16 protein-coding genes are annotated in these 19,940 nt (G+C 72.4%); 9 read left to right on the forward strand and 7 right to left on the reverse strand.

Annotation, left to right across the window (positions count from 1 at the left end; genetic code table 11):
- The first annotated feature begins 104 nt into the window (after positions 1 to 104).
- Positions 105 to 2,642, forward strand: coding sequence for a family 16 glycosylhydrolase (locus LDL48_RS34715; RefSeq protein WP_225259376.1), 2,538 nt, complete (start codon positions 105 to 107; stop codon positions 2,640 to 2,642).
- Positions 2,643 to 2,997: 355 nt separating this feature from the next.
- The gene (locus LDL48_RS34720) at positions 2,998 to 3,198 is read left to right on the forward strand and encodes a hypothetical protein (RefSeq protein WP_225259377.1); all 201 of its coding nucleotides are present in this window, start codon (positions 2,998 to 3,000) and stop codon (positions 3,196 to 3,198) included.
- 16 nt (positions 3,199 to 3,214) lie between these two features.
- Here LDL48_RS34720 and LDL48_RS34725 read toward each other — a convergent pair whose 3' ends face one another.
- Positions 3,215 to 5,041 (reverse strand): glycosyltransferase family 39 protein, encoded by a 1,827-nt coding sequence (locus tag LDL48_RS34725; protein WP_225259378.1) that lies wholly within the window; start codon positions 5,039 to 5,041, stop codon positions 3,215 to 3,217.
- A 108-nt stretch (positions 5,042 to 5,149) separates the two neighbouring features.
- Between LDL48_RS34725 and LDL48_RS34730 the strand changes: the two genes are divergently transcribed.
- The 4 genes from LDL48_RS34730 (at position 5,150) to LDL48_RS34745 (ending at position 7,758) form a co-directional block, all read left to right on the forward strand.
- On the forward strand, positions 5,150 to 5,758 hold the full coding sequence (locus LDL48_RS34730) for a phosphatase PAP2 family protein (RefSeq protein ID WP_225259379.1): 609 nt from the start codon (positions 5,150 to 5,152) through the stop codon (positions 5,756 to 5,758).
- An 80-nt stretch (positions 5,759 to 5,838) separates the two neighbouring features.
- Complete coding sequence (locus LDL48_RS34735; RefSeq protein WP_225259380.1) at positions 5,839 to 6,609, forward strand: hypothetical protein; 771 nt, start codon at positions 5,839 to 5,841, stop codon at positions 6,607 to 6,609.
- A gap of 39 nt (positions 6,610 to 6,648) precedes the next feature.
- Entirely contained in the window at positions 6,649 to 7,269 is a 621-nt protein-coding gene (locus tag LDL48_RS34740) for an acetoacetate decarboxylase family protein (protein WP_225259381.1), read from the forward strand.
- Between the two features lie 51 nt (positions 7,270 to 7,320).
- Positions 7,321 to 7,758, forward strand: coding sequence for an RDD family protein (locus tag LDL48_RS34745; protein WP_225259382.1), 438 nt, complete (start codon positions 7,321 to 7,323; stop codon positions 7,756 to 7,758).
- Positions 7,759 to 7,775: 17 nt separating this feature from the next.
- On the opposite strand, the gene LDL48_RS34750 is transcribed toward LDL48_RS34745, so the two are convergent.
- The 3 genes from LDL48_RS34750 to LDL48_RS34760 all read right to left on the reverse strand — a co-directional run bounded on the left by LDL48_RS34750 (position 7,776) and on the right by LDL48_RS34760 (position 10,983).
- Complete coding sequence (locus LDL48_RS34750) at positions 7,776 to 8,981, reverse strand: cytochrome P450 family protein (protein WP_225259383.1); 1,206 nt, start codon at positions 8,979 to 8,981, stop codon at positions 7,776 to 7,778.
- A 40-nt stretch (positions 8,982 to 9,021) separates the two neighbouring features.
- Positions 9,022 to 9,735: a lytic polysaccharide monooxygenase auxiliary activity family 9 protein gene (locus LDL48_RS34755; protein WP_504786426.1), complete on the reverse strand. Its 714-nt coding sequence runs from the start codon at positions 9,733 to 9,735 to the stop codon at positions 9,022 to 9,024.
- Between the two features lie 330 nt (positions 9,736 to 10,065).
- The gene (locus tag LDL48_RS34760) at positions 10,066 to 10,983 is read right to left on the reverse strand and encodes an NAD-dependent epimerase/dehydratase family protein (protein WP_225259384.1); all 918 of its coding nucleotides are present in this window, start codon (positions 10,981 to 10,983) and stop codon (positions 10,066 to 10,068) included.
- Between LDL48_RS34760 and LDL48_RS34765 the strand changes: the two genes are divergently transcribed.
- The gene (locus tag LDL48_RS34765; RefSeq protein ID WP_225259385.1) at positions 10,982 to 11,932 is read left to right on the forward strand and encodes an aminoglycoside phosphotransferase family protein; all 951 of its coding nucleotides are present in this window, start codon (positions 10,982 to 10,984) and stop codon (positions 11,930 to 11,932) included. The genes LDL48_RS34760 and LDL48_RS34765 overlap by 2 nt on opposite strands.
- A 129-nt stretch (positions 11,933 to 12,061) precedes the next feature.
- Complete coding sequence (locus LDL48_RS34770; RefSeq protein ID WP_225259386.1) at positions 12,062 to 13,201, forward strand: endo-1,4-beta-xylanase; 1,140 nt, start codon at positions 12,062 to 12,064, stop codon at positions 13,199 to 13,201.
- Between the two features lie 57 nt (positions 13,202 to 13,258).
- Here LDL48_RS34770 and LDL48_RS34775 read toward each other — a convergent pair whose 3' ends face one another.
- The 3 genes from LDL48_RS34775 to LDL48_RS34785 form a co-directional block, all read right to left on the reverse strand.
- On the reverse strand, positions 13,259 to 15,178 hold the full coding sequence (locus LDL48_RS34775) for a RiPP maturation radical SAM C-methyltransferase (protein ID WP_225259387.1): 1,920 nt from the start codon (positions 15,176 to 15,178) through the stop codon (positions 13,259 to 13,261).
- Between the two features lie 7 nt (positions 15,179 to 15,185).
- Complete coding sequence (locus LDL48_RS34780; protein WP_225259388.1) at positions 15,186 to 15,422, reverse strand: hypothetical protein; 237 nt, start codon at positions 15,420 to 15,422, stop codon at positions 15,186 to 15,188.
- A 94-nt stretch (positions 15,423 to 15,516) separates the two neighbouring features.
- Positions 15,517 to 18,417 (reverse strand): AfsR/SARP family transcriptional regulator, encoded by a 2,901-nt coding sequence (locus tag LDL48_RS34785; RefSeq protein ID WP_225259389.1) that lies wholly within the window; start codon positions 18,415 to 18,417, stop codon positions 15,517 to 15,519.
- A gap of 195 nt (positions 18,418 to 18,612) precedes the next feature.
- Here LDL48_RS34785 and LDL48_RS34790 point away from each other — a divergent pair, with 195 nt between their 5' ends.
- A complete protein-coding gene (locus LDL48_RS34790) occupies positions 18,613 to 19,929 on the forward strand; it encodes a lysine N(6)-hydroxylase/L-ornithine N(5)-oxygenase family protein (RefSeq protein ID WP_225259390.1) in 1,317 nt (438 codons plus the stop codon).
- Positions 19,930 to 19,940: the final 11 nt, after the last annotated feature.

Genomic DNA, 19,940 nt, shown 5'->3' on the forward strand with positions numbered 1-19,940 from the left:
CTTGCCTGGCAAGGGATTCCGGCACCCCGCGGGCAATGTATCGGGGCTGGAGGACGGTTGTATCGGCGGCGTTATAAGTGTGGTGCGAACCTGTGGGAGGAAGCATGAAATCGTGGAGAAAACGCAGACCGGCCGCCGCCGCTCTGCTCGTACTGGTGATGGTTCCGATGCCGGCCGGTCCGGCCGCGGGCGCCGCACCGGGCCCGGCCGTCCGCGCGGCCGCGTCGGCTCAGGCGGCGGGGCTGGAGTCCTCCACCGAGGACCGGGTCCGCGCGGCCGCCGTGGTCGGCGTGGTGGCACCGGAGAGCTGGCTGGTGCTCGGTGAGCGGGACTTCGTCTTCAAGCTGTGGCAGAACGCCGAGAATCTGCCCGAGGTCCGCGGCTCGGCCGAGCTGGCACTGATCAACAGCACCACCGCGTCCTTCGTCGAGTGCACGGTCTTCATCGAGTCCGGCATCCATGCCGCGAAGGCCCGCGACGTGGCGAACGAGGTCCGCGACGCCACCGCCGCCCGGGAGGCCCGCGAGGCCAAGCAGCGCGCCCTGGTGACCGTCGAGATCCCGGTGACGCCGGAGCTTCTGCTGCTGTCCGACCGGGACTTCGTGTACGCCGTGTACCAGCGGGCCACGGGGACACTGGTACGGGCCGGCGCACTGGCCGCCTTCGGGGGTACCGCGCAGCAGCAGCGGGACTTCATCAACACCGGCATCGTGCAGGCCCGGGAACAGGACCGGATCGCCGAGATCGAGGCGGATCAGGAACGTACCGAGGCGGAACGCGCGGCGCTGCTGGAACGGGAGGCGCGCAAGCGGGCCGCCGCGGTGCTCAGCGTGGTGGCCACCGAGGGCATGCTGGTGCTCAGCGACGAGAACTTCGTGCGCTGGGTGTGGAACACCGCGGCCGAGACCACCGAGGTGTACGCGGCGGCCATGGCGGCCCTGCGCAGCAACAGTCCGGCCGACTGGCGGGCCTACATCCACACCGGTATCCACGCCGCCGACAAGCGGGACCTGGACGCCGCGCTGAAGAAGAAGGGCGAGGAGGACCGGCGCCGGGTGACCGCCATCGAGGCGGAGGCCGAGCGGGCCGGCAAGACCAACCTGGCCCGGGCCGCCCGCGCCGCACTGGCCGGATCCGACACCGACGTCGACTACTTCCTCCGGGTCGGTCAGTACCAGGTGTCCGACAACGAGTGCGCCAACCCGGTGTTCGCCGCCGACGCGGCCGGCTGGGGCCCGCTCGGCGACCTGGTGACCACCCGGCAGGCGATCACCGATCACCCGACGGCCCGCTGGGAGTACGCGGTGGCGAACGGCACCGCCAGCACGGTCGGCATCTACCTGCCACAGCAGCGGGTGCTCCCCGGAGCGGTGTGGGACGTGTCGGTGGACGCGCGGACCGCGAACGACCCGGCCCGCCTGCGCATGGAGATCGACTGGTACGCCAGCGGCAACGTGTACCTCGGGCACACCAACGGCGCCTACCTTCCGGTGTCCGGCGCCCGCGCGTTCACCCGGATCGCCGGACGGTTCACCGTGCCGGCCGGGGCGTCCCGCGCCAACGTGCTGGTCCGGGGCACCGATCTGGCCGCGAACAGCGGCTTCGCCAGCACCATGTGCACGTACAAGCCGAACGTCACGCCGGACGTGCGGCTCACCGCGTCGCCCGGCAACGGCACCGTGACGGTCTCCTGGCAGACCGCCCGGACCGACATCGTCGGCTGGAACGTGGGCCGGGACGGCACCGACACCCGCGGGAACGGACCGTGGGCGACGGACCGGCCGGCCGACGCCACCAGCCACCAGTTCAACCTGCTGAAGAACGACACCTCGTACTCGTTCACGCTGATTCCGCGGACCTCGGCCGGGCCGCTCACCCCGGTTACGGTCAGCGCCACCCCGGGCACCCGGCCGTCCGACGGCGGCAACGGAAGCAACGTCGAGGCCGCCACCCTGCACGGCTGGGGCACGCCGCTGCCGGACTTCAGCGACGAGTTCGACTACGTCGGGCCGCCGCTGGCCGCCAAGTGGGGTCAGGCCGGCGAGTGCTGGGACAACCCGCACGCCGACGGCGGGCAACGCTGCGCCAGCGCCACCACGGTGGACGGGTCGAAGCTGGTGATGACCGGCTCCGCCAGCGGCAAGACCGGCTGGATGCAGAGCGAGTGGAGCACCCGGTACGGCCGCTGGGAGGCCCGGGTCCGGTCCCGCAACACCGGTTCCGACAACGGGCGGACGTACCATCCGCTGCTGATCGTGTGGCCGGACGGCGACATCTGGCCGGAGGAGGGCGAGTACGACTTCCTGGAGAACCAGGAGCCCGGCGCGGACTGCGCGGAGGCGTTCCTGCACTACCCGCACAGCGAGTCGGTGAGCATCCAGCAGGAGCACGCCGAGGAGGACGACTGCGGCGCGCCGCTGAGCGAGTGGCACAACATCGCGTTCGAGTGGACCCCGGACCACGTCCGCGGCTTCGTCAACGGCCGGGAGTGGTTCAAATACTCCGGCGGGGCGAACTCCAAGCGCCGGGCGATGCAGTCCATGGCGTCCGGTCACCTCACCATGCAGCTGGACAACTTCGACGGCACGAACATGACCCCGGCGGTGTACGAGGCCGACTGGATCCGCGTCTACCGGGTGTGAGACCGGCCGGCCGGGCGACCCCGGGTCGCCCGGCCACCGGCTAATCTCCGTCGATGAGCTGGCGGAAGTACCTGCTGATCCCGCAACTGACCTGGTACGGCCTGCGGGCGCCGCGGGACCAGCAACGGGCCTGGGAACGCTACTGGTCCGGGGTGGACCGCACCGGGGTCACCGGCGACGTGCTGTGGGACGCCGCCGCCGCGGACGAGCGCGCGCACGTCCGCGCGCTGTTCCGGGCGCACGCCGATCCGGCCCTGCCGCTGGTCGACCTGGGCTGCGGCAACGGCCGGCAGGCGCGGGACCTGACCGGATCTATCTGCTCCGGCAGGGCGCCACGCCGACGTCGCTGCCGGAGGTGGTACGCCGGTGCGTCGCCGCCGGTCTCCGGGCGCCCCGCCACTTCGGCGCCGCGCAGCTCGCGGAGGCGTTCCCCGGTCCCGGCTGGCAGGTGGTGGAGGCCGGTCTCGGTACCGTGCACGGCGTGCCGCTGCGGCCCGGCGAGGGTCTGCAGGACATCCCCAGCTACCACGCCGTGCTGCGCCGGGCGCCCCGCTGACCGCGACCGCCGCCGGTCAGCACTCCCGGCGGAAGATCGTCATGGAATGCCCCACCGAGTCGATCCGGGTGCTGGTGGCCAGCACCCGCCGGAGCGCGGCACCCGGCTGCACCAGCCGGCTGTTCGAGACCACCACCAGGCCACACACCTGCCCCGGCGGGGTGGTGCGGGGATCACCGGCCACGATGCCGTACGCCGCCGGCGGCCCGCTGCCCTTGTAGCTCAGCCAGACCCGCTCGCCCGGATAGCGGCTGCGCAGCCGGTCGGCGAGCCGTCCCAGGTCCTGCCCCCAGTCGACGTTCGAGTCGTCCAGCCTGCGGTAGGTGTGCGCCGGACCGCCGAACGCCTCGTTCGAGTACGGCAGGTAGTACGGGAACGTGCTGACCGAACTCACCGCCGTGTACGCCACCAGCACGCCGACCGCCAACCGCACCCGGGGCAGCCGCAGCGTCACCAGGCCGGCGGCCGCGACGGTCAGGAACAGCGGCACGAAGATGGCGTACCGGGTGCCGTAGTTCCGGGTGGCGTCGAACACGCCGGCGAACAACGCCAACGGAGGGAGCAGCAGGTACGGCGCGGCCGGCCGCAACCGGCGCACGGCGAGTAGCGCCACGGCGCCCGCGGTCCACAGCACCAGCGCCCCGATCGGCGTCTTCACCAGCAGCGCGGCGGGCAGGTAGTACCAGCGGCCACCCCGGTAGGTGCGGCCGAACAGGAAGTTGGTGTAGGTCTGCGCGTCGAACCCGAACTGGATCCGCATGCCGTCGCGGAACGGCTCCGGGAACGGCATCAGGCCCACCAGCAGCCCGCGCAGCCCATCGACCGCACGCACGTCCGGCGGCATGGTCCAGCGCAGCCGCGGATCCACCGCCAGGTAGACCACCCAGACCGTGGCCACCGCGATCAGGCCCACCCCGGCCGCCCAGGCCAGCCCGCGCCAGCGCCACCCGGCCGGTTCCGGCGCCGACTGGCGGGCGTGGTGCCGCACCGCCAGGACCGCCAGGATCGCCAGCGCCGGCACCGCGGGCAGCGTGTTCATCCGGGTGGCCAGCGCCGCGCCCAGGGCCAGCCCAGCCAGCGGCAGGTAGAGCTGCGGCCGGTCCCGGGCCCGCCACACCATCCACGTCGCGGTCAGCACGAACCCGGCGGCCGGCACGTCCAGCGTGGCCAGCGCGCCGTGCGTGATCAGGTCCGGGGTGAACGCGTACAGGGCGAGCGCCACCAGGCCGCCCGCGCGCCCGGCTAGGGCGTGTTTCGGGGTGGGGGCCGGAGCGAGGCGAGGTCCAGGTGTCGGCTGGGTGTGCGGCGCGGGCGCCCGAATACCGGGGTTGTATTCGGGTGTTCGCGACGTGCGGCCAGACGGCGGCTGGGCCACGCCGCAGCCCGTCTCCCACCCCGAAACACGCCCTAGGTCCCGGGCGAACCCGAACACGACCAGGCCGAAGAGCAGCGTGAGCACGATGATCGGCAGCCGGCCGGCGAGCATCACGGTCCACGGGTTGTTGCCCGACTCGTACAGCAGGTGCCGGCCGACGTCCTGCTGGGTCCCGCCGAACGCCGGGTCGTAGTGCGGATCCGCCACCACCAGCCCCACCGCCATGATCAGCTTGGCCAGCGGCGGGTGCTCCGGGTTGCGGCGCAGTTCGTGCTCGCGGACGTAGTCCAGGGCGGCGCTCACGTACACCGGCTCGTCGATCGTCGGTGCCTGCTGCACGGCCGAGGTGACCATCGGCACGGCCATCGCGGCGAGCAACAGCACCACGACGGCGGGGACGGTCCAGCGGGACCCGCGCACCACGGACCAGACCCTCCGCCCGGATTCGGCGGTCGATGTGCCACTCACCGGGCAAGCATGCCCGGGGCGGCCACCGGCTGCCATCGGACCCCCCGCAACCGCGCCCGGCTACGGTGAGACCGGTCCGGCAGTCGGGGCGATCGGGGTGGGCGACGGATGGCAGTGGGCACCGCGGACGTCCGCGACCGGCTGGACCGCGTCGCGCACGTGGTCTCCGAGGTGCTGGCACCGGCCGTGCTGGTCGGCGCCCTGCTGATCGCGGTCGGCTGGCACGCGGGCGGGCAGGCCGGGGTGTCCCGGTGGTGGGGACTGCCCGGCGCGGTGTTCGCCGCGGCGATCCCGCTGGCGTACGTGCTGCGCGGCGTCCGCCAGGGCCGGCTCACCAGCCACCACATCCCCGAGCGCGCCCACCGGCGGGTGCCGCTGCTGTTCGGCATCGCGTCGGTCGCCGTCGGCCTGACCCTGCTGATCCTGCTGGACGCCCCGCGCGACGTGATCGCCCTGCTCGCGGCCGGCGGCGCCGGCCTGGTCGTCTTCACCGTCGTCACGCTCTGGTGGAAGATGTCGATCCACGCCGGCGTCGCCGGCGGCACGGCCACGGTGCTGGTCGCCGTGTACGGGCCGGTGGCGCTGGTCGCCGCGCCGTTCGCGCTGCTGAGCTGCTGGGCCCGGGTACGCCTGTCCGCGCACACCCCGGCCCAGGTGGTGGCCGGTGCGCTGGTCGGCGTCGCCATCGCCGGCACGGTCTTCCCGTTGCTGCGCTGACCATTACCACCTACCGTGGCCGGGTCAGTACGCTCAGCATCAGTCGGTCGGGGCTCCGGCCGGCCGTGCAAGGAGATGCCGTGACCCGAGACCTCATCTCCGGTGTGCTCTCGAGCCTGCTCGTGGTGCTGTTCGTCGAGGCCTATCTGCGGGTACGAGCCCGGTGCCACAAACGTTCCCTCCGGCTCGCGCTGGGCCGGCCATCGAGCACGACCGTGGTGGCGTCGGTCTTCCCCAGCGAGGTCGGTCCCAACTCGGTCTCGCTGATGGGGACGCACGACGCGTACGCCATGGCACACATCCTCACCGCCTGCCAGAAGGTCGGCGTGCAGCCCACCCTGGTCTCGGTGCGGTCCCTGCCGGACGGGTTGAACGACAACGTCATCTGCATCGGCGGCCCCTACGTCAATGCGCTGACCGAGGCACATCTCACCCAGTTCTGTCCAGCCTTTCAGTTGTTCCGGCCGGCCGGCCCGGAGGTCTTCAACGCCACCGCCCGCCGGTGCGGCCCGCACGAGTTCGTCGAGACCAAGGACCTGGCCTGGGGCTTCGTCGTCAAACTCGCACCACGACTGACCGGCCGGCTGCACACCACGATTCTGGTCTGGGGACTTGGCGCGATCGGCACGTCCGGGGCGGCCTACTTCCTGTCCGACCTGCACCGCAGACTGCCGGTGCGCAAGGAGTCCTTCTTCATCGCCATCCCGATCCAACGGGCCATCGGATACCGGGGCGTCCGCACCGCGGGGATCGACATCAGCGCCGACGTGTGGGCGCCGGAGGCAGGCACCGTCCGCCCGCTTCCCGCACCCCACGCGGACCATGCGGACAGCGACGCGGGCCACGGGTGACGTTCGGGCGGCGTACCGTGGGCGGGAGGTTCCGCGACGATGTACCCGCCCGAACCGTGGCACCTGCGCGGCCAGATGTACCTGTCGATCTTCCCGGTCCCGGCGGCGCTGCTCCCGCCCCTGCCGGCGGCGCTGCGCGGCACCGTCCGCCCGGTGACGGTCGCCGGTCGCGCGGTGGTCGGCGCGGCCTGGGTCCGGTATGAGCCGGGCGGCACCCTGTCCTACCGCGAGCTGCTCAGCGCGGTGCTGGTGCACGAGCGGGGCCGCCCCCGGGCGACGATCCTGGACATCTGGGTGGACGACGTGCGTTCCCGCGACGGCGGCCGGGAACTCTGGGGCATTCCCAAGGAACTCACCCGGCTGCGGATCGAGCCCGACGGCACCGGCCGGATCCGGGCCGCCGCGGGCGACGGCCCGCCGATCGCCGAGGCCGAGGTGCGACCCCGGCGGTGGCCGGGCCGTTGGCCACTGCGGCTCACAGTCGTCCAGGAGCTTTCCCACCAGGTACGCCGGACGTCCGTGCGCGGCCGGTCCACCCTCGCCCCCGCCGCCGTCACCTGGCGACCGGACCCGGACGGGCCGCTGGGCTACCTGGCCGGCCGCCGCCCCGCGTGGTCCGTGGCGCTGCCCGATTTCGACCTGGGCTTCGGCACGGAATAGTGAAGGACATTAATGGGTACGGGACCTCGCAGTGTCCACTGGGGAGGAACGATGACGTACACACAGCAGTCACTCGACGTTCACGTGACCGGTCGCCGGGTGGTCGCCACCCTGATCGACGGCCTCGTGCTCAGCATCGTCAGCTACTTCATCACGCAGATCTTCGGCACCGAGAGCACGGCCTCCGGCTTCGACTACACCCGCCTGTCGTTCGGTGGCAGCCTCCTGGTGGCCGCCGCCACCGTGCTGTACTACATCCTGATGGAGGGCCTGACCGGCCGCACGCTCGGCAAGATGGCCACCGGCATCCGCGTCGTCGACGAGGCGACCGGCAACCGGCCGAGCCTCGGCGCGGCCACCATCCGCACCCTGCTGCGGTTCGTCGACGGCCTCTTCGGCTACCTGGTGGGTTTCGTCATCGTGCTGTCCACGTCGCGGCGCCGGCGCCTCGGCGACATGGCCGCCAAGACCCAGGTCGTCCGCGGCTGACCGGGTGGGCCGGCCGGTCAGGCGGTGGGTGACCCCGGGACGACCGGCAGACTCCGCAGGCCGCGCAACAGCAGGCCGGGCCGCCACGCGAGATCCTCGGCCGGAACCGCGAGCCGCAGCTCGGGGAACCGGCCGAGCAGCTTGCCGAAGGCGATCTGCGCCTCCAGCCGGGCCAGCGGCGCACCGAGGCAGTAGTGGATGCCGTGGCCGAAACCGAGATGCGGATTGTGCGCCCGGTCCAGGAGCACCTCGTCGGCGTCCGGGAAGCGGTCGTCGTGGTTCGCGGAGAGCAGGAGCACCAGCACCGGCTGCCCGGCCGCGATGGCCTGCCCGCCGATCTCCAGGTCCTCCGCGGCCACCCGGAACGTCGCCGCCTCGACCGGACCGTCGTACCGCAGGAACTCCTCGATCGCGCCGGGCAGCAGCGCCGGGTCGGCGCGCAGCCGGTCCCACCGCTCCCGGCGGCTCAGCAGCAGGAAGGCGCCGTTGCCGATCAGGTTGACCGTCGTCTCGTGACCCGCGATGAGGAGCAGGAACACCATCGACGACAGCTCGTCCTCGGACAGCCGGTCCTGTTGATCGCGCACCTCGATCAGGCCGGTGAGCAGATCGTCGCCGGGGTGCGCGCGCCGATCGGCGATCAGACCACGGATGTACGCGACCATCGCCCGCATCGCACCGGGCAGCCGGTCACCCGACTGCGAGCCGGTGACGATGATGGTCGACCAGGCGCGGAACGAGTCCTGGTCGGCGGCCGGAATCCCGAGCAGCTCGCAGATGACCTGGATGGGCAACGGGAACGCGAACGCGTCGATCAGGTCCACCCGGTCGCGGCCGCTCATCGCGTCCAGCAGGCCGTCGGCGATCTCCTCGATCCGCGGGCGCAGGGCCTCGACCCGGCGGGCGGTGAAGGCGGCGGACACCAGGCGGCGCAGGCGGGTGTGGTCCGGCGGGTCGGAGGCCAGCATGTGCCGGGACACCGCACCGCCGATGTCCGCGGACAGGGCGCTGGACCGGGGCGCACCCACCGGCAACGATTTGGACAGCCGCGGATCGCTCAGGGCGCGGCGGGCGTCCTCGTACCGGGTGACCACCCACGCATCGAGGCCGCTGGGCAGCCGCACCCAGCGGACCGGATCGGTGCGGCGCCATTCGGCGTACACCGGATGGGGGTTGGCCTGGAATTGCGGGTCGGCGAAGCTGGACCGGGCGTCCTGGGTCATCGCGTCGCCCCTCCCCCGCGATCGGCCAACCCCCCTGACGCTACTCGCCGCCCGGGAAAATCACATCGCTGCAGATGTAGTACGACTGGTCCGAGTGGCTGGCCTGCCAGATCGTGTAGACCACGTGCCGTCCGGTGCGCCCCGGGGCACTCACCGCCGTGGAGATCGACACACCGTTCAGCGCCGGGTCGCCCGACGGCTGCCCCACACCCGGCAGAATCCGGCCGGTGTCCCGCACCAGTTCCAGGTTCGACCAGCTCAGTCGCTGGGTGAGCGGGTCGTATCCGGGACGGCTGACGTACACCCGGATGTAGTCGGCGCCGTGCCGCGCCTGATCGTGCATCGTCAGCGTGAAACTGTTGGGCAGGCTGGTGGCCCGCCAGGCACCGGGGTTGTCCAGCGCGGCGTACCGCGGACCGCCGGTCCGACCGCCGCTGCACAGCTGCCCGTCCGGGATGGCACCCTGATGGTTACCCGCGACGCCCTCCCGGTAGAGACCGTTCCAGTTCCACATGGCGTTCGGGTCGGCCTGCCACGCCTGCCAGCACATCGGGTCCTCGGTGGCCATTCGCGGATTCTGGAAGTCACTCCCCCAGCGCTGCCAGCAGCCGTAGTTGCGCGAAGACGGGTTGATCACCGAGCCGTGGGCGGAGGCGACGTCCGCCAGGAACGTGGTGAGCAGGAGCAGCGCGACGGACACCACGGCCAGGGCGCGGTGGGCCAGGGGCCGGGCGGGGTGGACGAATGCGGACATGGGGCCTCCAAGGACAGGGTGGATACGCCGGGGTTCAGGCGCCGCCGCATGGACGGCGTGGGTTGCTGCGCGCGCCGTGCATGGACGGCGTGGGTTGCTACGCGCCGCCGCGAGGGCGGCGTGGGTTGGAGCGCCGCGGCAAGGGGCGGCGTGGTCGGGCGGAAGTTGCCCAGGCTTCCGTGGCTCCGGCACCGTTCTATCGCGCAGATTCACACGAGACAGTGACGGGTGTCAATAGTTTGGATAACAGCCAAACTAAGTAGTCGCAGTTTGTCACGCTTAAGTTCCGTCGTGGCGCGCCCTGCTGCGGCGCAGAGGGCTCGTGGACGGTCAGTGTGGGTGGATGAACTGCGGGCGGGTGCGGCGTGCCCAGTCGATCGTGTCACGGGCGGTCTCGAGCAACGGCCGGGCCCGGTAACCCGCCGCCACCGCCCGCTCGGCGGACAGCAGGAATGCGCCGTCCTCGCTGCCGTCGCGCGGCTGGACGATGAAGGCGCCGTACTCGTCGATGTTCTCGTCGTCGGTCCATCGGACGGTGGCCGATCCGCCGCCCGCCTCCCGGCAGGTTGCCAACAGGTCGGCGAACGTGGTGGGCGGCGCCATGACGTTGAAGACGCCCGGGGCGGGGAGGGTACCGGCCCGCAGCAGGAAGGCGGCCAGGTCGCGGACGTCGGTGGTCTGCAGTGGCTGGGCGGGGCGGGCCGCGCACGGGACCGGAGCGGTGCCGGACATGGCCAGCGCCCAGCTGGTGAAGGCGCCGAAGCGGTCGCCGGGGCCGATGACCAGGCCGGCGCGGATCGCGGTGGTGCGGCCGGGGCAGGCCGCCTCGGCGGCTCGTTCGCAGGCGGCCTTCAGCGGGCCGTACGTGTCCGCGGTGACGGCGGTGTCCGGGCCGGACACCAGGGGCCGGGTCTCGGCGTCCTCGGTACGCCCGGCCCGGGCGGCGCGGGGGTAGACCGCGATGGACGACATGAAGACGTAGTGGCGGACCCGCCCGGTGAGGAGTTCCGCGGTGGCGGTGACCTGTGCGGGCACGAAGCCGCTGAAGTCGAACACCGCGTCCCAGCTGCCGGTGGCCAGGGCGGTCAGGTCGCCGTCGCGGTCGCCGACCAGCCGGTGCGCCTCGGGAAAGAGGTCCGGTGCGGTGCGGCCGCGGTTGAACAACGTCACGTGGTGGCCGGCGGAGAGGGCCTGTTCGACGAGGTACCGGCCGAGGAACTGGGTTCCGCCGAGAACGAGGAGGCGCATGGTGAAGTCCATCATGGTGCAGGATGCCGTCATGATCGAGGGCTCGGAGCAGTGGATGGCCGGAGTGGCGGGGGCGGTCGGTGGTCCGATCACCGGCGGGGAGCGGCTGCGGCACTGGGGTGCGTCGGAGGTGTGGCGGCTTCAGGTCGGTGGTGCGGTGCCCCGGTCGGTGATCGTCAAGCGGGGGCTCGGGGAGATGGCCGACGAGGCGCGCCGCTACCGGGAGCTGGTGATGCCGTTGGGGGTGCCGGCGCCGCGGCTGCTGGCCGGCGGTGGGGACGTCGGTCCGGGCGTACTCGTGCTGGAGGACGCCGGGCCGGGCAACCTGGAGCAGCAGCCCAGCGCCGAAGGGTACCGCGCGGCGGTCCGGGCGCTGGCGCTCATGCGGGACGCGGCGGCCCGGCGGCTGGCCCTGAATCCGGGGCTCGGCGCAGGGCTGCGGATGAGCACCGCGGACTTCGCGGACGTGGCGCGCCGGGTGGCGGCGGGCCTGGCGGCTCTGCGCCCGGATCTCGCCGGGCGGCTGGACGGGCCGGCGCGGACGCTGGTCGAGCGGCTGGACCGGCTGGCCGGCGAGCCGGTGACCATCGTGCACGGCGACTTCCACGCCAAGAACCTCGTCCTCACCGGCGACGGCCGGGCGGTGGCGGTCGACTGGCCCGTCGCCTACCTGCACGCCCACCTCGGTGATCTCTACTCACTGCTGCGGGAGGCGGGCCGGCTCGGGCTGACCGGGCGGGTCGGGGCGGACGCGTTGCCGGCGCTGTTCGCCCGGGAGTCCGGAACCGACGAGCGGACCGTCGCGGACCGCATGGTGACCGGCGGGCTCTGCTGGACGCTGCTGGTGCTGCGCTGGCTCCTCGCGGAGGGAATCGACGTCATCCCGGAGTCGCGGGGGTGGCTGGATGAGCTGGTGGCGGACTGCGAGGCCCTCGCCGCCCCGCATTGACGGATACCGTTGGCCCTGCTTAGCGTAGGTCCGTTCTACGGATGGTTACCTGCGGAACGGCGTCCCGTGGCCGGACGAGCGCCGTTCTGCGCGCTTTCGCGCCCATCCGACGCTCTAGGAGGAGTCACCTTGATCAAGGCAATCCGCGTCGGTGTGGCGGTCCTCGCCACATCGGCGTTTCTCGCCGTCGCCGTCCAGCCGGTCCAGGCCGCCGGCCGGGCGACGACCGGCGCATCGGCAGATCGCGAATCCCGGCTCGGCACCCGCACCCAGCCCCTGCGCTGGGCGGCGCCGCACGACCTGCGTATCGGTACCGCCGTGGCGGGCGGCGGCCACCACCTCGAGCAGGAATATCCGGATCCGTTCACGTACGACCGTCCCTACCGGCGTGTCCTGGGTCGTGAGTTCAATTCGGCCTCGCCCGAGAATCAGATGAAGTGGGAGTTCATTCACCCCGAGCGCAACAAGTACAACTTCAAGCCGGCCGACGCGATCGTCCGGTTCGCCCGCCAGCACGGCCAGGTCGTCCGCGGGCACACCCTGCTGTGGCACAGCCAGAACCCGGCCTGGCTGCAGGAGGGCGAGTTCACCAAGGGCGAGCTGCGCGCGATCCTGAAGGAGCACATCTTCACGGTGGTCGGCCGGTACCGCGGGCAGATCCACCAGTGGGACGTCGCGAACGAGATCTTCAACGAGAACGGCGAGTACCGCCAGGAGAACATCTTCATCCGGGAGCTCGGTCCCGGCATCGTCGCCGACGCGTTCCGCTGGGCGCACCGGGCCGACCCCAAGGCCCAGCTGTTCCTCAACGACTACGGCGTGGACTGGCCGGGCGTCAAGGTGGACGCGTACGAGGCGCTGGCCAAGCAGCTCCTCGCCGATCGGGTGCCGCTGCACGGCTTCGCGTCGCAGGCGCACCTGAGCATGCGCTACGGCGCTCCGGACCAGCTCGCCGGCGTGCTGCAGCGCTTCGACGACCTGGGCCTGTACACCGCGATCACCGAACTCGACGTGCGGATGGATCTGCCGGAGGGCGGCGTGCCGACCGCCGAGCAGCTGCAGACGCAGGCCGCGTACTACAAGACCGTCCTGGACGCCTGCCTGGCCGTCGAGGACTGCAACTCGTTCACCATCTGGGGCTTCACGGACAAGTACTCCTGGGTGCCGGTGTTCTTCCCGAGTGAAGGCGCCGCCACCGTGATGTGGGAGGACTTCAGCCTCAAGCCGGCGTACTTCGCGCTGCGCGACACGCTGGCCGCGGCCCGCTGACACCCGGCGGCCGGTCGTCGCCACCCCGCGGTGGCGGCGGCCGGCCGGCTCCGGCCGTCAGCGGCCGGGCGACGACGGCAGGGCGAGCGACAGCGCCAGGTTGCCGTCGAGGAACATCAGGCCGCGCCGGCCGAACTCGCGGAGTGCGACCCGGATGTCGTCGGCCGGCAGGGTCCGGTCGAGCCGGTCCCGGACGCCGTCGGCGGTGATCGGCCGGTCCACGCAGGCGTGGTAGATCTCGGCCAGCTCGTCGTGGAACGTGTACGTGCCCTCCGAGCCGGGATGCCGGGCGTCGTAGATCTGCACGAAACCCGGGGCGTACCAGTAGGTCAGCTGGGGGCGGGTGGGGCCGTTCCAGGCCGCCGTCCACTGCTCGACCGCGTCCCGTACCCCGTGATAGGTGTCGTCGGGCAGGGCGTCGGCCAGCTCGTACTCGAAGAAGTAGGCCACCTTGTCGAGGTCCACCGTGTCCGGGTAGACGTACCGGTAGCTGGTCTCGGGTTCGCGGCGGAGCGTGCGGTTGCGGGTGGAGTCGGTGAACAGCGGACTGAACCGCTCCATCCAGATCCGGCCCGCGGTGCCCGGTGGTTGCAGGTGGACCAGGTGCGGCATGGCCGCCGCCTGTTCGGCATAGTCGGCCGCGGTCTCGCCGGGGAAGCCCCAGAGGATGTTCCACGCCACGTCGATGCCGTAGTACCTCGACCAGCGCAACAGGTTGACGTTCTGCGCGGCGCGGACGCCCTTGCGCATCAGGCCGAGAACCCGGGTGCTCAGCGACTCGAGTCCGGGTTGGATGTGGTCCACGCCGCCGCGGGCCAGCAGGCGGACCTGGTCGCGGCTGACGTTCGACTTGATCTCGTAGAACATCCGGTAGTCGGCGCCGCTGTCGACGATCTTCGGGAACAGTTCGGTCAGGTACTTCATGTCCAGGATGTTGTCCACCGCCTCGAACCGGAAGCTCCGGTAGCGGCGGGCCTGGGTGGCCAGTTCGGTCAGCACCCGGGCCGGCGACTTGGCGCGGAACTCCATGGTGGTGCCGTTGAGGCCGCAGAACGTGCAGTGGTGTTTGGCGCCCCACCAGCAGCCCCGGGCCGTTTCGATGGGAATCCAGGTGGACCGGTGCGCGGCCGGGTCGAGCAGGCCGAGGCGTTCGGCCCGGCTGAAGTACTCGGTGTAGTCCGGTGGACCGGCGTCGTCGAGCCGGCGGACCGGCGGACCGGGCGGGGTCAGCACCGCCCTGCCGTCCACCCGCCGGGCCACCCCCGGCACCGCGCCCGGATCGGTGCCGTCCGCCAAAGCGGCCAGCAACGCCGGAAACGCGACGTCGCCCTCGCCGACGACGGCGTAGTCGATGCAGTCCGTGGCGCGCACCAGTTCGACGCCCATCTCCCCGTCGAAGTTCGCGCCGCCGAAGACGGTCACCAGCTCCGGGTGGCGCTCCTTGAGCCGGCGCGCCAGCGCGAACGAGGCGACGCTCTGCTGGAACGTGGAGCTGAAGCCGACGACCCGCACGCCACCCCAGTCGAACCCGTCGAGCAGAGCGTCCAGATAGGACGGCACCTCGACGCGGCGCAGCCGCAGCAACAGCTCCCGGGCCGTGTCCGGGTCGCCGAGGTACGCCAGGTCGTCGGCGAAGTCGACGGCCAGTCGTCCGTCCGGGTCGGGGGCGTCGGCACCGAACGCCGCCACCGAGAACAGCCAGTCGCCGGTCATCCGCCCGCGGTGCTTGGCCAGCGTGCGGTACTGCTCGGCGCCGAGCTGCCGGGCGAAGTCGAGGTTGGCGTGCAGCGTCCGCACCGGGAAGTGGTGCGCGTCGCCGATCGTCTTGAGGAGACCGAGCTGGATCGACGGCCGGTCGAACTCCATGAACGGCATCGACACCACGACGGTCGGCCAGTCGGCGCGCCGGGCCCGGGTGGCGGCGTCGGCGGCCCGCACGGCGGCGGGCCGCGACGGGCTCAGGGACAGCGACTGCACCACCGGATCAGGTGGGCAGCTTGATGGTGGGGACGGCCATCGACTGGTCGATGATCCCCGGCGTGAACGCCCGGTCGAACTGCGCCACGAAGTCCGGTGGCGGGCTGTCGTCGGCGGTGGCCGCGACCGCCGGTCCGCCGATCAGCACGCCGGCCAGGCCGACCGCGAGCGCGGCCGGACCGGCCCGGCGCCCGGTGGCCCCGCGGGTGGTGGGTTCGTCGCGATCGGGCGTGCTGCCGGACATCAAGATCCTCCTGGGTGAGTGCGAACCAGCCGACGTCGATGGTGGACGCTTTGAGTTGCCAGCGGCGCATAGTGTCACGTTGCCGATACGACATCTATAGCGGTCCGGGGTCCGGGATGTCATCGGGCAGGGCGGCAAGTTTCGCACGCAGATTGTCGGCCTCGGCGACCACGTAATCCTCCCGCAGGGCCAGGGCGAGACGCCAGGCGCTCGCCGCCGCGCCGAGGTCGCCGGCGTCCCGGTGGATGTCGCCGATCCGGTCCAGCACCCACGCCTCGTACGAGCGGTCGTCCAGGTCGCGCCACAACGTCAGCGCCCGCTGGTAGCAGTGCACCGCCTCCGCGGACCGGTTGAGCTGCAGGTGGATCTCCCCCAGGCTGTCCCAGGTGTGCGCCTCGCCGTCCCGGTCCTCGATGCGCTGGTGCAGCGCCAGCGCCTCCTCGCAGTAGGCCAGCGCCTCGGGCCCGGCGCCGAGGCGGGCGTGGAACAGCCCGATCGCGTTGAGCGCGTCGGCCTGGCCCACCGTGCTGCCGCCGGCCCGGAATCTCGCCAGCGACTCCTGGGCCTGGTACAGCCCGTCGGCGTCGTCGCCGGCCCGGTCCGACACCGCGGCCAGGTTGAGGTGGGCGCGTCCGGCACCGACGTCGTCGCCGCACTCCGCGTACCCGTGCAGCGCCTGGCGTAGATGCTCGCGGGCCTCGGCGACCCGGTCGACCCGGATGAGGGCGCGGGCCAGTCCCCGGTGCGCGCCGGCCTGCCGGGCGACGTCGCCCAGCCGGAGCGCGGCGGCCAGCGCGGCGCGTTGCACGGTGACCGCGTCGTCGCGGGCCTCCCGGCGGTCCAGGAACGTGGTGAGCGCCCAGGCCAGCTGGCACACCGACGCGTCGAGCCCGGCGCGGGCGGCGCGGTCGACGACGGCCAGCAGCACCGGGTACTCGACGGTGAACCAGGCCCACGCCGCCCGGCGGTCGGCCACCTCCGGGCACACCACGTCCGGTTCGGGCGGCGGCACCGGCAGCGGTTCGCGGTGCGGGTTGAGCAGGCGGTCGGCCGCGTAGGCGGTGTGCGAGTAGTGGTCGACCATGCGGCGCAGCGCGGTGTCCCGGTGTTCCGCCTTCTCGTCCTGCTCGACCTGTTCGGCCGCGTACGCCCGCAGCAGGTCGTGGAACCCGAAGCGGTGCGGCACCTGCTCCTCGACCAGGTTCGCCTTGGTCAGGGCGGCCAGGGTCGCGGTGACCTCGCGTACCCGGGCACCGGCCAGGCTGGCCGCCGCGCTCACCGAGATGTCCGGGCCGGGGTGCAGCCCGAGCAGCCGGAACAGGCGGGCCGCCTCGGCCCGCAGGGTGCCGTAGGACCAGGAGAACATGGTGCGTACGTCGGTGGCCCGGTCCCCGTGGTCGAACGCGTCCAGGCTGCCGCGCGCCTCGGCCAGCGAGTCGGCCAGCACGGTGAGCGGGAAGCCGGGCCGGGTGGCCGCCCGGGCCGCCACGACGCTCAGGGCCAGCGGCAGCCCGGCACACGCGGCGACGATCTGGTCGACCGCTCCGGGCTCGCCGGTGACCCGCTCCGGGCCGAGGCGCCGGGCCAGCAACCGGCGGGCGTCGGCGCCGGTCAGCGGGTCCAGGACGACCGGCCGGGCGCCGTCGGCGATCAGCCCGGTCAGCTCGTCGCGGCTGGTCACGATGACCAGGCTGCCGGACGCGCCGGGCAGCAGCGGACGGACGTGGTCGGAGTCGCGGGCGTTGTCCAGCACCACCAGCACCCGGCGTCCGGCCAGCAGGCTGCGGTACAGCGCCGCCTGCGCCTCGGCGCCCACCGGGACCATCTGGGCCGGCACACCGAAGGCGTCGAGGAACCCGCGGACCGCGTCCGGCCACTGCCGGGCCGCGTCGCCGGGGTCGAATCCGCGCAGGTTGACGTAGAGCTGGCCGTCCGGGAAGTCGTCGCGGATCTGGTGCGCCCAGTGCAGGGCCAGCGCGCTCTTGCCGACGCCGGCCATGCCGGTCAGCGTGATGATCGTGGTGGCGGCCGCCGGGTCGGCGGGGCCGGTCCGGGACAGCCCACGCAACCGGTCGATCTGCGCGTCACGCCCGATGAAGTGCACCGGGCCGTGCGGCAGTTGCGCGGGAACGACCTGCGGCTGACCGCGGTCCGGGGGCGCGTCCGGTGCCGGCGGACCGGCCGGAACCGGCGGCGCGGCCTCGGCGAACGGCTCCGGGTCGGTCTCCGCGGTGAGCAGCCGGGTGTGCAGGCGCCGCAGTTCCGGCCCGGGCTCCACGCCGAGTTCGTCGACCAGCCGGCGGCGCACCTGCTGGTACGCCGCCAGCGCGTCGGCCTGCCGTCCGGCCCGGTTGAGGGCCAGCATGAACAGCCCGTGCAGCGGTTCGCGGAGCGGATGCTCGGCGGTCAGTTGCTGGAGTTCGGCGATCACGTCCCGGTGCCGGCCCAGTTCCAGGTCCAGTTCCAGCCGCTCCTCGAGGGCGCCGAAGCGGCGTTCGGTGAGCCGGTCCCGTTCCGCGTCCAGCAGCGGGCTGGTGAGGCCGTCACAGAGCGGGCCACGCCACAGCGCCAGCGCCGCGTGCAGCGTCTCGGCGGCGGCGAGCAGGTCGCCGGCGGCCCGGGCGCTGCGGGCGCGCCGCGTCGCCCGCTCGAAGTCGTGCAGGTCGAGGCCGCCGGGCGGGACGGCGAGCAGGTATCGGCCGTCGGTCCAGGTGAGCAGCGTGGACGGAGTGCCCCGGGGCCGGCGTGGCTCCAGCACCCGGCGGAGCGACGAGACGTGCTTCTGCACCAGGTTGACCGCGTACGCGGGAGCGTTCTCCCCCCACACCTCGTCGATCAGCCGTTCCCGGCTCACCGGCTGATTGGACTGCAGTAACAGCACCGCCAGCAGCACCCGGGTCTGCACCGGCCCCGGATTGAGCACGTCGCCGGCGATCCGGGCGCGGAGCGGGCCGAGCACCTCGAAGCGGACCTCCGGTGGGACGTCGACGGTCATCGCCGCAGCCCGGCAGCGCCCAGTCCAGTGGCCGGTCCAGCGAGTCGTCCAGCGCGGTCCGGACTCTGAGAGGCGGCAGCAACGCGGTCCGCATCGATCACGCCCAAATTGTACGGACCCGCGACCGCCTCATCCGATTTGACGGCACCAAGGCAGATATCAGACACCGCCCCCACCGACACCGAGAGGCTCCACATGTATGACGTCCTCTGCGTAGGATTCGGGCCCGCCAACATCGCGCTCGCCATCGCCCTCGAAGAGCTGTGGCCGACGGCCCGGGTGAAGTTCATCGAACGGGAGCCGGCGGCACGTTGGCAACCCGCCATGATGATCGACGGCGCGGACATCCAGAACGACCCGTTGCGGGACCTGGTCACGCCGCGCAACCCGCGCAGCCGGTTCACCTTCGTCAACTACCTGCACGAGCAGGGCCGGCTGTTCAAGCATCTCAACCTGCCCAGCCACTTCCCGCTGCGCAAGGAGTACGCGCAGTACATCCGCTGGGTGGCCGACACCGTCGCGGCGGACGTCGACTACGGCCGCGACGTCACCGGCATCGCGCTGTCCGCCGACGAGCGGGCGATCGAGGTCCGGGCCGGCGGGCAGACGTACCGCGGTCGTTCGGTGGTGGTCGCGCCGGGCCGATCCGCCATGGTGCCGGCGGTCTTCACCGCCGCGGCGGCCTCGCCGCTGGTCTTCCACACCTCGCAGTACCTGCCCGGGCTGGCCGGCCTGAGCGCCGACTGGACCGGCACGGTCGCGGTCGTCGGCGCCAGCCAGAGCGCGGTCGAGGTGGTGCTCGATCTGGTCAACCGGTTCCCGGCGGCGCGGGTGGTCAACGTGATGTCCGGCTTCGGCTACCGCCTCAAGGACACCAGCCCGTTCTCCGAGGAGGTCTACTTCCCGGAGTTCGTGGAGTACTACTACCGGGCCTCGGCCGCGGGCAAGCAGCGGCTGCGCGACCAGCTCCGCCCGACCAACTACTCGGCCGCCGACCGGGACGTCATCGACGCGCTCTACCTGCGCATGTACGAGGACGACCTGGACGGGCGGCACCGGGTCTCGTTGCGTACCAACCGGCTGATCACCGCGGCCGAGGTGGCCGGCGGGCAGGTGCGCCTGCACACCACGGAGCACATCACCGGCGCACCGGACGAGGTGGTCGCCGACCGGGTGATCCTCGCGACCGGATATCTCGACCTCGGCACCAGCGGGCGCACCGAGCAACTGCCGCCGCTGCTGCGCGACCTGGCCGGGGTGCTGCGGGCCGACGCGGACCTCGGGCTCTCCGTCGGCCTCGACTACCGGGCCGAACCGGCCGCCGGGCACGACGTGCCGCCGGTCTACATCAACGGGCTCTGCGAGACCACCCACGGTCTCGGCGACGCCGGCTCGTTCAGCCTGCTCGCCCTGCGTTCGCAGGCGATCGTGCAGAGCCTGCGGCACGCCCTGACCGGCGCCGGCGAGGCCGACCTGGTCGCCGCCGGCCCGTCCCGTGGACCCGACTTCTAGAGGAGCACCCG

Origin of the sequence: Jidongwangia harbinensis, assembly GCF_020216025.1 — a bacterium.
GTDB classification, from domain to species: Bacteria; Actinomycetota; Actinomycetes; order Mycobacteriales; family Micromonosporaceae; genus Actinoplanes; species Actinoplanes harbinensis.

Coding starts and splice junctions, on each gene's coding strand:
- LDL48_RS34715 (WP_225259376.1), top strand. CDS start 105: ATGAAATCGTGGAGAAAACGCAGACCGGCCGCCGCCGCTCTGCTCGTA.
- LDL48_RS34730 (WP_225259379.1), top strand. CDS start 5,150: ATGGCAGTGGGCACCGCGGACGTCCGCGACCGGCTGGACCGCGTCGCG.
- LDL48_RS34740 (WP_225259381.1), top strand. CDS start 6,649: ATGTACCCGCCCGAACCGTGGCACCTGCGCGGCCAGATGTACCTGTCG.
- LDL48_RS34745 (WP_225259382.1), top strand. CDS start 7,321: ATGACGTACACACAGCAGTCACTCGACGTTCACGTGACCGGTCGCCGG.
- LDL48_RS34750 (WP_225259383.1), bottom strand. CDS start 8,981: ATGACCCAGGACGCCCGGTCCAGCTTCGCCGACCCGCAATTCCAGGCC.
- LDL48_RS34755 (WP_504786426.1), bottom strand. CDS start 9,735: ATGTCCGCATTCGTCCACCCCGCCCGGCCCCTGGCCCACCGCGCCCTG.
- LDL48_RS34765 (WP_225259385.1), top strand. CDS start 10,982: ATGGTGAAGTCCATCATGGTGCAGGATGCCGTCATGATCGAGGGCTCG.
- LDL48_RS34760 (WP_225259384.1), bottom strand. CDS start 10,983: ATGCGCCTCCTCGTTCTCGGCGGAACCCAGTTCCTCGGCCGGTACCTC.
- LDL48_RS34780 (WP_225259388.1), bottom strand. CDS start 15,422: ATGTCCGGCAGCACGCCCGATCGCGACGAACCCACCACCCGCGGGGCC.
- LDL48_RS34785 (WP_225259389.1), bottom strand. CDS start 18,417: ATGACCGTCGACGTCCCACCGGAGGTCCGCTTCGAGGTGCTCGGCCCG.
- LDL48_RS34790 (WP_225259390.1), top strand. CDS start 18,613: ATGTATGACGTCCTCTGCGTAGGATTCGGGCCCGCCAACATCGCGCTC.